This is a genomic window from Paraniabella ginsengisoli (genome assembly GCF_022513635.1).
Classification (GTDB): domain Bacteria; phylum Bacteroidota; class Bacteroidia; order Chitinophagales; family Chitinophagaceae; genus Niabella; species Niabella ginsengisoli.
In genome coordinates this window covers 431,033-442,968 of record NZ_JAKWBL010000004.1, presented here as the reverse complement: position 1 = coordinate 442,968, position 11,936 = coordinate 431,033, and the positions used below count along the sequence as shown (strand labels likewise).

Annotated in this window: 15 protein-coding genes, 1 tRNA gene and 1 pseudogene; 11 read left to right on the top strand and 6 right to left on the bottom strand. The window is 38.6% G+C overall.

All coding sequences use genetic code 11. The annotated features are described in order from the left end of the window. Positions 1 to 94: 94 nt before the first annotated feature. From MKP09_RS19480 to MKP09_RS28400, 4 genes and pseudogenes are all read right to left on the bottom strand, one after another. A tRNA-Phe gene (locus MKP09_RS19480) sits at positions 95 to 167 on the bottom strand. A gap of 75 nt (positions 168 to 242) precedes the next feature. Beyond that, positions 243 to 467: a hypothetical protein gene (locus MKP09_RS19475; RefSeq protein WP_240831960.1), complete on the bottom strand. Its 225-nt coding sequence runs from the start codon at positions 465 to 467 to the stop codon at positions 243 to 245. After that, entirely contained in the window at positions 425 to 814 is a 390-nt protein-coding gene (locus MKP09_RS28405) for an HRDC domain-containing protein (protein WP_394801130.1), read from the bottom strand. The genes MKP09_RS19475 and MKP09_RS28405 overlap by 43 nt, the downstream gene beginning before the upstream one ends. A 141-nt stretch (positions 815 to 955) precedes the next feature. Further along, positions 956 to 2,321 (bottom strand): annotated as a pseudogene (locus MKP09_RS28400) (RecQ family ATP-dependent DNA helicase); the annotation flags it as partial. A 470-nt stretch (positions 2,322 to 2,791) separates the two neighbouring features. Here MKP09_RS28400 and MKP09_RS19460 point away from each other — a divergent pair. The 7 genes from MKP09_RS19460 (at position 2,792) to MKP09_RS19430 (ending at position 7,573) form a co-directional block, all read left to right on the top strand. Beyond that, on the top strand, positions 2,792 to 3,754 hold the full coding sequence (locus MKP09_RS19460) for a KpsF/GutQ family sugar-phosphate isomerase (protein WP_240831957.1): 963 nt from the start codon (positions 2,792 to 2,794) through the stop codon (positions 3,752 to 3,754). A gap of 20 nt (positions 3,755 to 3,774) precedes the next feature. After that, the gene (locus MKP09_RS19455; RefSeq protein ID WP_240831956.1) at positions 3,775 to 4,806 is read left to right on the top strand and encodes a mannose-1-phosphate guanylyltransferase; all 1,032 of its coding nucleotides are present in this window, start codon (positions 3,775 to 3,777) and stop codon (positions 4,804 to 4,806) included. Positions 4,807 to 4,903: 97 nt separating this feature from the next. Further along, positions 4,904 to 5,596: a 3'-5' exonuclease gene (locus tag MKP09_RS19450; RefSeq protein WP_240831955.1), complete on the top strand. Its 693-nt coding sequence runs from the start codon at positions 4,904 to 4,906 to the stop codon at positions 5,594 to 5,596. Positions 5,597 to 5,727: 131 nt separating this feature from the next. Beyond that, positions 5,728 to 6,144 carry a hypothetical protein gene (locus MKP09_RS19445; RefSeq protein ID WP_240831954.1) on the top strand — a complete coding sequence of 139 codons (417 nt, stop codon included), beginning with the start codon at positions 5,728 to 5,730 and terminating at the stop codon, positions 6,142 to 6,144. Between the two features lie 23 nt (positions 6,145 to 6,167). Next, a complete protein-coding gene (locus MKP09_RS19440) occupies positions 6,168 to 6,479 on the top strand; it encodes a hypothetical protein (RefSeq protein WP_240831953.1) in 312 nt (103 codons plus the stop codon). Between the two features lie 141 nt (positions 6,480 to 6,620). Continuing rightward, a complete protein-coding gene (locus MKP09_RS19435; RefSeq protein WP_240831952.1) occupies positions 6,621 to 7,184 on the top strand; it encodes a Crp/Fnr family transcriptional regulator in 564 nt (187 codons plus the stop codon). Between the two features lie 62 nt (positions 7,185 to 7,246). Then, a complete protein-coding gene (locus MKP09_RS19430) occupies positions 7,247 to 7,573 on the top strand; it encodes a DMT family transporter (RefSeq protein WP_240831951.1) in 327 nt (108 codons plus the stop codon). A 157-nt stretch (positions 7,574 to 7,730) separates the two neighbouring features. Here the strand turns inward: MKP09_RS19430 and MKP09_RS19425 are convergent, their stop codons facing one another. After that, positions 7,731 to 8,672: an NAD-dependent epimerase/dehydratase family protein gene (locus MKP09_RS19425; protein ID WP_449587078.1), complete on the bottom strand. Its 942-nt coding sequence runs from the start codon at positions 8,670 to 8,672 to the stop codon at positions 7,731 to 7,733. A 174-nt stretch (positions 8,673 to 8,846) separates the two neighbouring features. Beyond that, on the bottom strand, positions 8,847 to 10,091 hold the full coding sequence (locus MKP09_RS19420) for a PQQ-dependent sugar dehydrogenase (RefSeq protein WP_240831949.1): 1,245 nt from the start codon (positions 10,089 to 10,091) through the stop codon (positions 8,847 to 8,849). Between the two features lie 284 nt (positions 10,092 to 10,375). Between MKP09_RS19420 and MKP09_RS19415 the strand changes: the two genes are divergently transcribed. From MKP09_RS19415 to MKP09_RS19400, 4 genes are all read left to right on the top strand, one after another. Then, positions 10,376 to 11,098, top strand: coding sequence for an SCO family protein (locus MKP09_RS19415; RefSeq protein WP_240831948.1), 723 nt, complete (start codon positions 10,376 to 10,378; stop codon positions 11,096 to 11,098). Positions 11,099 to 11,164: 66 nt separating this feature from the next. Next, positions 11,165 to 11,404 (top strand): hypothetical protein, encoded by a 240-nt coding sequence (locus tag MKP09_RS19410; RefSeq protein WP_240831947.1) that lies wholly within the window; start codon positions 11,165 to 11,167, stop codon positions 11,402 to 11,404. Next, positions 11,404 to 11,703, top strand: coding sequence for a DUF420 domain-containing protein (locus MKP09_RS19405; RefSeq protein WP_240831946.1), 300 nt, complete (start codon positions 11,404 to 11,406; stop codon positions 11,701 to 11,703). The genes MKP09_RS19410 and MKP09_RS19405 overlap by 1 nt, the downstream gene beginning before the upstream one ends. 31 nt (positions 11,704 to 11,734) lie before the next feature. Then, positions 11,735 to 11,935, top strand: a complete 201-nt coding sequence (locus tag MKP09_RS19400) for a hypothetical protein (protein WP_240831945.1) — start codon at positions 11,735 to 11,737, stop codon at positions 11,933 to 11,935. The last annotated feature ends 1 nt before the right edge of the window (position 11,936 follow it).

Sequence of the window (11,936 nt, the reverse complement as noted above, 5' to 3'; positions counted from 1 at the left end):
TAGCCGAAAGGAGGCTTTTTAGCCAATTATAATTCTAATCAAATCGGAAATTCATTTAAAGCAAAAGCCTCTCAAAATTTTTGAGAGGCTTTTGTGGTGTGGGCCGGGATCGAACCGGCGACACAAGGATTTTCAGTCCTTTGCTCTACCGACTGAGCTACCGCACCATCTATTAACGGGTTGCAAAAATAGTGGTTTTTTATAAAAGTTGTGAATAATTGGCAAAAAAATGTTGATAGACATTACATGCCATATTCTGCTAAAAATCTGATACGCATAATTTTTAGCTGTTCCCAATTAAAATCGAACTCAGCCAACTCCTGCTGTGCAATGTCCAGCGATGAAGTTTCGCAACTCTTAAAATATTCAATAATTTCTTCCTGGTCTGCTTCATCCAGCATTTCATCAATAGCATAACCAAGATTTAGTTTTGTTCCGCTTGCTGCAATAGTTTCCATCTCTTCCAAGAGCTCCTCAATTTTCCAGCCCTTATTTTTAGCGATTGTTTCCAGCGGTATTTTTTATCCGTTTGCTGAATGATATATACTTTATTGCCACTCTTGTTTACAACGCTCTTCATCACAAAGTCGTCGGGCTTTTCAATATTATTTTCTTCAACATATTGTGCAATCAATTCGATGAACGGCTTTCCATAGCGCCTTGCTTTAGGGCCACTTACTCCCTGGCATTTTTCCAGTTCCTCCAGCGTTGTCGGGTATAGTGTGGCCATGTCCTGCAATGATGTCTCAAGAAAAATAACCCAGGGAACCAGCCCTACTTTCTTTGCTTGTTTTTGCCGAAGGTCTCTCAGCATTTCAAAAAGCTTATCATCCGCGGCAATTTCCTCGCCGCCACGATCAGCCCCTTCTTCATCGTCTCCTAATGCATCTTCAAACTTATTATTCAATACAATCGTAAAGCTCTTGGGTTTTTTAGCAAAATCTTTCCCCTTGTCCGTAAGTCGTAACAAGCCGTATTCTTCAATATCTTTTCTTATCAACCCATCAAGAATCATTTGTCGTACCAACGAGTTCCAAAAATGTGGATCCTGATCTTTTCCTGCACCAAAACTGGCCGAACCTTCATGCCGGAACATCTTTATCTGTGGCGTTAATTTACCACTGATCAGATTTACCACATACTCTGTCGCAAATTTTTCATCAAGCTCTTTGAGGGCTTTTAATACGATCTGTACCTGTGCCTTGGCTTCAATTTTTTCCTTGGGATGTTTACAATTATCACAATTACCGCAATTTTCTTCTAAATAATGTTCGCCAAAATAACTAAGGATCACTTTTCTTCGGCAAACGCCACTTTCGGCGTATGCAACTGTTTCATTTATCAGTTGTGCACCCACCTCGCGTTCGCTCAAAGGCTTATCACGCATCAGGTGTTCCAGTTTGCTCACGTCCTTATGAGAATAATATAAAACACATTTTCCTTCAAGCCCGTCCCTGCCTGCACGACCGGTTTCCTGGTAATAATTTTCTATTGATTTCGGAATATTGTAATGGATGACAAAGCGAATGTCTGGTTTATCAATACCCATTCCAAACGCAATGGTAGCAACAATTACCTGAACGTCTTCATTTAAAAAACCATCCTGACGCCGTGCTCTTAATTTAGCATCCAACCCGGCATGATAGGCAACCGCCTTAATTCCATTTGCCTCCAAAATACTGGCCAGCTCTTCCGTGGTTTTTCTGTTAAGTGTATAAATGATGCCGCTTTTGTTTTTCATTCCCTTTACAAAACGTACAATACTTTCATCCGTCTGGCTCTTTTTTACTTTTGGAAGAATTTCGTAATAAAGATTGTCTCTGTTGAAAGAGGAAATAAAAATATTCGGATTACGCAAATCAAGGTTCTTCACAATGTCACTTTGAACCTTCGGTGTAGCTGTAGCTGTAAGCGCAATAACAGGAATTTTTGAATTGATCTGATCCATCATCTCGCGAAGCCTTCTGTACTCAGGCCTAAAATCGTGGCCCCACTCACTTATACAATGGGCTTCATCTACCGCAAAAAAGAAATCTCCAGATCGCTGAAAAAGAAAGGTTTTCCTGCTTGGTAAGCGTTTCGGGAGCAACATAAAGAAGTTTAGTTTTTCCGGCAAGCAGATCGTCATGTACTTCTTTAATTTCCTTTTTATTTAAAGTTGAATTTAAGAAGTGGGCAATTTCATCGTTACTGTTATAACCACGTACAAGATCTACCTGGTTTTTCATTAAAGCGATAAGCGGCGACACAATAATAGCTACGCCTTTCGATATAACCGCAGGCAATTGATAACACAAGCTTTTGCCGCCGCCTGTTGGCATAATAACAAAAGTGTCATTGCCATCAAGTAATGACTCGATGATTGCCTCCTGCTTACCTTTAAACTGTTTAAACCCGAAATTTTTCTTTAATTCCTGTAATAGGTCAATTTTTGACTTTGGTTTTTGTTCAGGTTCCTTTTTAGCTTTTTTCGGAGCTGCTTTTGCTGATTTAGCTGCCATTATACTTCTGTAATATTTTGAAAAACAAGTGTAAAAAGATACACCGATAATGTTTAATAAAAAAATAATATTTAAAGGGGGTGTGCGAAGTTAGTGCAACTATTTTAACGACAAACGGGAAAAAGGTTAAAGTTTAAAGATTTACTAAATTGTAAGAAACAGGCTTTTTTACGAAGAACCGCTAAAAAGGGGCTAAATAGATTTGAACAGTGGTCAATATTTTAAGAATCTCCTTATTAAAACAAGGATATACATAAAAAGCTTTTGTTTTTATATCAGAACCAATATTTTTGTCTTTTACCAGTAGCATGCAGCAAACCCCTAAAGATATTGCCCAAAGAGTTATAGCGATGGAAGCAGCTGCCATTACTAATCTGATCACGTTAATAGACGAGCGCTTTGATAGGGCTATTAATTTACTGCAAGAATGTAAAGGCCGGGTGGTTTTGACTGGTATCGGTAAAAGTTCCATTATTGCGCAGAAAATTGTAGCGACTTTTAATTCTACCGGAACACCCTCTATTTTTATGCACGCGGCTGACGCGCTTCATGGTGATTTAGGCATTGTGCAAGACACAGATTTAGTAATTATTTTAAGCAAAAGCGGCAGCAGTCCTGAAATTAAGGCACTGATTCCCCTTATTAAAAATTTTGGTAATAAGATTATCGCTATTTCAGGCAATGACCAATCGGTGCTTGCTTTACAGGCGGATGTTTTTCTCGACACAACGGTAGAGCAGGAGGCTTGTCCCAACAATCTTGCACCAACTACCAGCACAACGGCTCAATTGGTTATGGGCGATGCATTAGCTGTGTGCTTAATGGAACTAAAAGGGTTTAAGGATGGCGACTTTGCAAAATTCCATCCGGGCGGAACGTTGGGAAAAAAGCTATACTTAAGAGTTGCAGATGTTTTTGTGCATAATGAAAAGCCCGCTGTTTTGGAGATCCAGTCTTTAAAAGAAGTAATTGTTGAAATAACTAAAAAAAGGCTGGGCGTTACAGCCGTTGTTGATAATGAAAATAATTTGGTTGGGATTATAACGGATGGGGACCTGAGACGAATGCTGGAAAAGAAATCGGATATTGATAGCGTAGCTGCAGCAGATATTATGACGGGTAACCCAAAAACTATTTCAGATGATGAATTGGCGATAACGGCTCTAGATATGATGCGTAAAAACGCAATTACCCAATTAGTTGTTACCAGTGAAAAAAGTACAAAGGAATTATTCACATTCATGACTTATTAAAAGAAGGGCTAATTTAATATATGAACAAGAATCAATATGTAGCCATAATGGCGGGAGGAATAGGAAGCAGGTTTTGGCCGAAAAGTCGTACCAACTTTCCTAAGCAGTTTTTGGATATTCTGGGCACAGGCAAAACGCTGATACAATCAACATTCAGCAGATATAGTAAAGTTGTTCCTGTAGAAAATATTTTTGTTGTAACTTCTGAAGACTATACTGATATAGTAAAGGAACAATTGCCCGATATCCCAGTCGAAAATATTGTTGCAGAACCATTTAGAAAAAATACAGCGCCATGTATCGCCTATATCGCTTTCAAAATATATGAAAAAGACCCGGATGCAGTTATGATTGCGGCACCTGCAGATAATCATATTCCTGATGAAGAAAAATTTGCTGAAGTAATGATAAAAGCGCTTGATTTTGTAGCGCATATTAACGCCATAACAACGGTTGGCATTATGCCTACACATCCCAACACAGGTTATGGTTATATCCAACATGCAGAAACGGAAGTTGCGCCTGGCATATATAAAGTAAAAACATTTACAGAAAAGCCAAATATGGAGTTGGCAAAAACGTTTATTGAAAGCGGGGACTTTTTATGGAATAGTGGAATTTTTACCTGGAAATGCAAAACAATAATCAACGCTTTTGAACAACATCTTCCGGAAGTGTATGAACTTTTTTATAGTGAAAAGGAAAAATTCAATACACCCGAAGAGAAAAAAATGATCGAATCCGTGTACTCGCAATGTCCAAGTATATCAATAGACTTTGGGATAATGGAAAAGGCCAATAATGTATATATTATTCCTGCTTCTTTTTCCTGGAGCGACCTGGGTACCTGGAACAGCGCCCATGCCAATATGGAAAAAGACTATTTTGACAATGCCGTAGCGGGAAAGGATGTGATGGTTTTTGATACGCACGATTGCGTGATCCATACTTCAAATAAAAAACTGGTGCTAGTTCAGGGCCTCGAAGACTATATTATAGTTGATACAGAAGATGTGCTGATGATTTGCAAAAAGAAAAAGAACAGGAGATAAAAGACTATGTATCTGAAATTAAAAGAACAAAAGGCGACAAATTTTTGTAAAGCCGCTTAAAAGAAAAATGTTCATTAACCATCCTATACAAAACATCTTGTTTCTTGATATAGAAACAGTACCACAACAACCAGGTTATGAACAACTAGGCGATGACTGGAAGGCTTTGTGGCAAACAAAAGCAATGATATTGCTTAGAAACAGGGAAGGAGAAACACCAGAATCTATTTATGAAAGAGCGGGTATTTACGCAGAGTTTGGAAAAATAATTTGTATTAGCTGTGGCGTAATGCACGGATCCGAAAACAGCCGCAAGCTGGTTTTAAAGTCATTTGCAGATACAGATGAAAAGCAATTATTAAGTAATTTCTGTGAGATGCTTGTGAAGTGGGGCAGCAATGAACCTAAATACTTATGCGCCCACAATGGTAAAGAATTCGACTTTCCTTATATCTGCCGAAGGCTTATTATAAATGGCATGCCAATACCTACAATTTTGAATATCGCTGGTAAAAAACCATGGGAAGTCAGTCATTTAGATACAATGGAATTGTGGAAGTTTGGAGATTACAAAAGCTATACTTCTTTAAATCTTTTAGCATTTAGCCTGGGAGTGCCAACACCTAAAGATGATATTGACGGAAGCATGGTGGCCCAGGTATATTATGAAGAAAAAAACCTGGATCGCATTGTCACCTATTGTCAAAAAGATGTAATCACCCTGGCGCAGATATTTTTGAGATTTAATGGAGAACAATTGTTGCCCAGCGAGGCTATCGAAATAAAATAAGAAACCCACTCACAAATAGTTTAATATTTCCTGCATTTAAGGCGAACGCTTTCGCCTAATTTCAAGTTAGTCGGTTCATTAACCTATTTTTAACCGAAATAAAAATATATTTGCGCCAATCTAAATTTATTATGAAGAAATTTCTATTCGCCGCCTGCGCTTTATTTTTTGCAGGAAGTTTATTTGCACAGGTTGACACCACCGTGAGCCCAGTGCTTGTAGTAAGCGAACCGGCAAAAAAACCAAAGAAAAAATACAACCTTACTAACAGAGCTAACGACCATTTTTTACTGCAGCTTGGTTATACTAATTGGCTTGATACGCCAGATAGTATCAATACAAAAGGATTATCAAGAAGTATTAACGCATACTTTATGTTCGACTTTCCATTCAAAAGCTCTCCGCAGTTAAGTGCCGCGATTGGTTTGGGTGTGGGTTCCGATCATGTTTTCTTAGATAATAATTTTGCAGATGTAAAAGGAAGAACATCTACAATGAGATTTTACGGAGTAGATACAGCCACCGTTGATGTTAAAAAACAAAGGTAACAACAGCTTATGCCGAAGTTCCGGTGGAATTAAGATTTACATCAAATCCTGAGCAAAGCGATAAAAGCTTCAAGGTTGCGGTGGGTGTGAAAGTGGGTACCATGCTAAAGGGTGGCACGCGCGCGCAGCAGATCACCGAACCCAATACAACAAGTTACTTATTGAAAGAATCAAGCAAAAACTATTTTAATACAACGCGTATTGTTGGTACAGCCAGAATTGGTGTTGGACACTTTACATTGTTTGGTACTTATCAATTTACGAGTTTGCTAAAGGCGGGTGCGGGTCCGCAGCTAAAACCATTTACAATAGGATTAACTTTTGGCGGACTTTAAAAAAACCTGAATGAAATTTTTACAAGCGGCAGTAATGCCGCTTTTTTATTGTTAGGATATTTTTAAAATGGAAGTAATTCGACTTTGCTTATTTCGTTTTATCCTACATTCGATTGCATATTCTATTAAAGAAATATTTTTATGAGCATTGATCAGATACTTAAAAACATCTATCCCCTTCCTGACACCTCACAAATATTGCTTGAAAATTGCTTCAACGAAGTTGCTTATACAAAAGGCCAGATTTTGTTACGTCCACAGAAAATTGAAACAAGTGTTTACTTTATAAAAAAAGGAATGGTAAGGGCGTATGAACAATCGGTTGATCAGGAAATTACATTTTGGTTTGGAAAAGAAGGCGATCCTGTTATATCAATGAAGAGCTATATACAAAACGAAAGAGGCTATGAATATGTGTCGCTGCTTGAAAATACAGCGTTTTACAAAATTGATGCAAAATCGCTGCAAGACCTTTATCTGCAAGACCTGCATATTTCCAATTGGGGTAGAAAATTAGCAGAGCAGGAACTTCTCAAAACCGAAGAAAGACTTATATCAAGGCAAGTGCGAAGTGCATCGGATAGATATAAGGATTTAATGCGCGATCAACCAGATCTTATAAGGCGAGTTCCATTGGGATTTATTGCTTCTTATCTTGGTATAACACAAGTAAGTCTCAGCCGCATCAGGGCTGAAATAAAGTAAGATGTTTTTTTATCATTTGTAAAAAGATAACTATTTATAATAAATGACCTTTGCAAAAAAATATGAACTGGATCATACTCATTATTGCAGGATTATTTGAAGTAGCATTTGCTTCTTGCCTGGGAAAGGCTAAAGAAACAACAGGATCGGAAATGTATGCCTGGTATGCAGGCTTCTTTGTTTCTTTAACAATAAGTATGTTGTTGTTGGTAAAAGCCACACAAACACTTCCAATTGGAACAGCTTACGCTGTATGGACCGGAATAGGCGCTGTCGGTACGGCATTAATGGGCATTTTTATTTTTAAAGATCCGGTAAATTTCTGGAGAATATTTTTCATATTTACCTTAATCGCGTCCATCATCGGGCTTAAGGTTGTGTCGCATTAAAAACTTATTCAATTGAAAGGTTTCAAAAAACAGAGAACATCATTTCGAACGAAGCATCAGCGGAGTGAGGAATCACTCTAAAAATATGGAGATGTCTGGTTCGCCGACAATGACGGATCCGTTTGGTCGCGCTAGTTTAACACATTCAAAACTACGTTTAGTTAAGGGTTGCCAAATATTTCTTACAAGCTTTTTGTATGGTTTCTTCCAGTGGTGTATAATGGAACGAAGGCAACGTTTTTAGAAGCTTGGAGTTGTCAAATTCTGTAAAGCTGTTCGCTACTTTAGCACTTTCTTTAGTAAGCAGTGGTTTTTTACCAGTGAACAATGCTTTTAGTTTTTCCAAACGCCAGGCAATACCTGAGAGAAAAGGTGTGGCCTCTTTTGAGGGCTTTTTCTTCCCAAAATTTTCGGCCATTGTATCAAATACTTTTCTGAAAGGCCAGTTACTATTACATACTATATATCGCTCTTCAGTAATATCGCTTTGCATTAACATAACCGAAGCTTTAGCAACATCTTCTACATCGGCAAAACCATTAATGCCATTCGTGTACCATTTAAATTCTTTGTAAGCATTTTTAAACAGAGCGCTACTGCTTTGATCCCAATTGCCAAAACCCAGCACCGTTGCGGGGTTCAGAACAACTCCTTCCAAACCTTCAGCAAACCCGCGCCATACTTCAAGTTCTGCATTAAACTTGCTGATAGCATAATGTGTGTTTGCTTTACTATCTTCCCATTGGGCTTTTTCATTAACAGTTCCGCCGGTTAGCTTTCTGCCTATGGCCGCAACAGAACTGATATATACTAATCTTTTTATTTTACTTTCAAGAGCAATGTTGACAACATTTTTAGTGCCTTCTACATTTACCTTGTACATTTTCGGCCTGTCTTTTTTACTGAAAGAAACGATTGCTGCACTGTGAATGACGGTGTCAACATCTTGCATGGCGTCAGCAAGAGAAACAACATCTAAAATGTCTCCTTCCACCCATTCCACTTTTTGCAGAATGGCAGGGTCAATGAATTGTGGCATTTGAGCGGTCTCGCGCCTGATTGCCTTTACACGAAAGCCTTGTTGCACCAGCTCTTTAATAATATATGCGCCAACAAAGCCGGTTCCGCCTGTAACAAGAATATTTGATGTTTGAGATTTGATGTTTGAAGTTTTGGCGAAAATAATGTAATTACAACAGTCTTCTGAAATACTGAGAGCGAAGACGATGTTGTAAAAACAAATGGCGCCTTTAAAGCGCCACTTATTTAAAAATTATTTCTTTCCTATTCGATACAGCCGCCCATGTGCGCCATCGCAAATAGCATATAGCGCACCGTCCTTACCTTGCACAATATCTCTGAATCGTTGTTGCTGATCGGCTAAAAGCCTTTCCTCGCCAACAACCTTATTATTATTATCAATTTTCAGGCGTGCAATATGCGATCCGCTAAGACAACCAATGAACAAATTATTTTTCCATTCAGGAATTAGATCACCGCTGTAAAAAGTCATGCCGCTTGGCGATACTACAGGATCCCAGTAATAAACGGGTTGTTCCAGGCCTTCTTTTTGGGTAAGCCCGTTATTAATAGAGTCTTTGCTGTATTCTAACCCGTATGTAATTGTTGGCCATCCATAATTTTTGCTTGCTTCAATTCGATTTACTTCATCGCCGCCAAAAGGTCCAAATTCATTTTCCCATAAATCTCCAGTTTCGGGATGAAGTGCGAGACCCTGAACATTACGATGGCCGTAACTATAATTTTCAGGCATCGCCCCAGCTGTTCCCTCAAAGGGGTTGCCAGCAACAGGCCGTCCTTCTTTGGTAATATGAACGATCTTTCCAAGGCCCGTACCTAAATCCTGTGCTTTGGGCCTTGTTTCCGTGTTTGATCTTTCTCCTGTGCTCACAAAAAGATTTCCGTCTTTACCAAATAATATTCTACCACCATAATGTAAGGTTCCGTTGAATGCTGGTGTGGCGCGGTAAATAACGGTCGGGTTTTCAATTTTAGTTTCATCATCCGATAATCGCCCTTTTGCTACAGCGGTCAGTGTTCCTCCGTCAATATTTTCAGAAAAAACCCAATATGCCATTCTCGTATTAGCAAAGCCAGGATCAAGTGTTACGCCTAATAATCCACCTTGTCCGTTTGAGTTAACAGCAGGCAATCCGATAATGGGAGAAGATAATTCACCACTTGTTTTGGCAATGCGCATGGTGCCACCCTTTTCAGTAATAAGAAACCTTCCGTCTGGCATTGCTGCAATTCCCCATGGATTTACAAGACCTTCGGATAGAACTTTTATATCCAACGCTGTTGTTGTTTTCATACCTGGCCCTCTTGTTTGGCCCTCAAATGCCGGATTATACTTAGTGTTAGGCTTGGTAGTATCCACGGGAGGAAGGCCGGGTGTCTCTGGGTCTGGTTCAGGAGCTGCGTTGTCACCAGGGTTGCAGCTATTAAAGCTAATAAGTGCGACGGTAGAGAGTGCAAAAAATAATTTAGAGAGCATAAACTTAATTTTTATATTGATTGATAAGTTAAAACTAATGATACATTTGTTATGGCTACAAAGAAAAAGAATAAATCGTGCCAGCCTATGAGTTTATTTTACGAATTTTGCCGAAATTTTTCAAGATCATTATTGGGGTTTTTGAAAAATTTCAGACAGGGTTGACAGCATCGTTTATGTGGGATGAGATATGTTTTGCTGTTGAAGAGTGCGACGCAAGATCGATGACACATGTTTATCTGCCGGGCCAATAAAATATCCGTTCATTAAATTAAATTGTTGCATTGAGTAAAAAAGGTTTATATGCTGTTTTGATGGCATTATTGCTTCCATTAACCTGCTATCTTTTTATTCGGCACTATAGCGACGAAGCGCTTTCCATGCCTGGTCATTATATGCCCGACAGCATCAGTACCCGCCTGGAAAATGGAAAGCAGGTTTCTGATACCAACTGGCATAAGGTTCCCGACTTTAAGCTTGTTAACCAGGTTGGTGACACTGTTAAGTTAAGCGATTACGATGGGAAAATAGTTATTGCTGATTTCTTTTTTACGCATTGCCCCACCATTTGCCCCGCCTTGACCAGCAACATGAAGGCGGTGGAAGAATCTATTACAAACGCTCAGCGCGTTGGAGATAAAACAAACCATAACATCCATTTCTTTTCTTTTTCGGTTGATCCTGAAAGAGATTCTGTAGCGCAATTGAAAAAATGGGCAGACCGGTTTCAGATCAATCCCGAACAATGGGATTTACTTACTGGCGATAAGAAGACCATTTATGATTTGGCTATCAACGATCTGAGGTTAGGATTGGTTGATGGTAAAGGAATCGATACCTCTTTTATTCATACGGATCATTTTGTGTTGATAGATGGCAAGCGCAATATACGCGGCTATTATCATGGACTCGATTCTGCTGATATTAAAAAACTTTCGAGAGACGCCGTTTTATTAACGCTTGAGAAAGACAGAAGCAAAAAAGCAGCTTGCCTGTTAAGTTATTAGCGATTGTGTTTTTAATTGCGGCTGTTGCTGTTGGTTTATTTATGATACTATTCAAAAAGAAAAAAAATGTTGACATCCACCTGGAAGAAAAATGATAAAAAAGCAAACTGGCTGATCCTGTCATTTTCTATAATTGTTTTTTTAATTGTTGCTGCGCTTGGGCGCGTGCAGGTAAATGTAGACCTGGGGTTTGACGTACACCTTTTTGCTTTAATAAATGCCGTTATTAACTCCGCTGTTTCTATATTATTAATAGCAGCCTTGGTTGCTGTAAAAAAGGAAAATACGAACTTCATAAAAAATTAATGCTGTTTGCAATGGTGCTGTCCATACTTTTTCTTGTAAGCTATATTTGTCATCATTTATTTGCAGGAGATACAAAATTTAGAGGAACGGGCGCGTTAAAAACCTTTTATTATATCATTCTGTTTACACATATTCCACTTGCCAGCATCATCCTTCCATTCATTTTATTTACTGCTTATCGCGGATTGGTTGGTGAGTTTGCTCGTCATAGAAAAATCGCTAAAATTACATGGCCGCTTTGGTTATATGTTGCTATTACAGGTGTTTTGGTGTATGTCATGATCAGTCCGTATTATTAAAAAAGCTTAATTTGAGTTTAATTTTTTGTGTATGCAAAGTCTTGAAATTAAAGTTCCGGATGATAAGGCTAATCTCATTAAAGCTCTTTTGAAAGAATTGGGCATTGGTGTTACGGACAAGAAAAAGCAGAACGCAATTCCTAATGCTGATACCATAGCTGCTATGAAAGAATTAAAAAGCGGAAAAGGCAAAAGGTTTGACAGTGTTGAAGCACTTTTCAACAATATTTGAG

What these genes read in the sequence shown, in the direction of transcription:
- MKP09_RS19400 (WP_240831945.1), top strand. Translation starts at nt 11,735, where the DNA reads ATGCAAAGTCTTGAAATTAAAGTTCCGGATGATAAGGCTAATCTCATT.
- MKP09_RS19410 (WP_240831947.1), top strand. Translation starts at nt 11,165, where the DNA reads ATGTTGACATCCACCTGGAAGAAAAATGATAAAAAAGCAAACTGGCTG.
- MKP09_RS19445 (WP_240831954.1), top strand. Translation starts at nt 5,728, where the DNA reads ATGAAGAAATTTCTATTCGCCGCCTGCGCTTTATTTTTTGCAGGAAGT.
- MKP09_RS28405 (WP_394801130.1), bottom strand. Translation starts at nt 814, where the DNA reads ATGCTGAGAGACCTTCGGCAAAAACAAGCAAAGAAAGTAGGGCTGGTT.
- MKP09_RS19435 (WP_240831952.1), top strand. Translation starts at nt 6,621, where the DNA reads ATGAGCATTGATCAGATACTTAAAAACATCTATCCCCTTCCTGACACC.
- MKP09_RS19420 (WP_240831949.1), bottom strand. Translation starts at nt 10,091, where the DNA reads ATGCTCTCTAAATTATTTTTTGCACTCTCTACCGTCGCACTTATTAGC.
- MKP09_RS19430 (WP_240831951.1), top strand. Translation starts at nt 7,247, where the DNA reads ATGAACTGGATCATACTCATTATTGCAGGATTATTTGAAGTAGCATTT.
- MKP09_RS19455 (WP_240831956.1), top strand. Translation starts at nt 3,775, where the DNA reads ATGAACAAGAATCAATATGTAGCCATAATGGCGGGAGGAATAGGAAGC.
- MKP09_RS19405 (WP_240831946.1), top strand. Translation starts at nt 11,404, where the DNA reads ATGCTGTTTGCAATGGTGCTGTCCATACTTTTTCTTGTAAGCTATATT.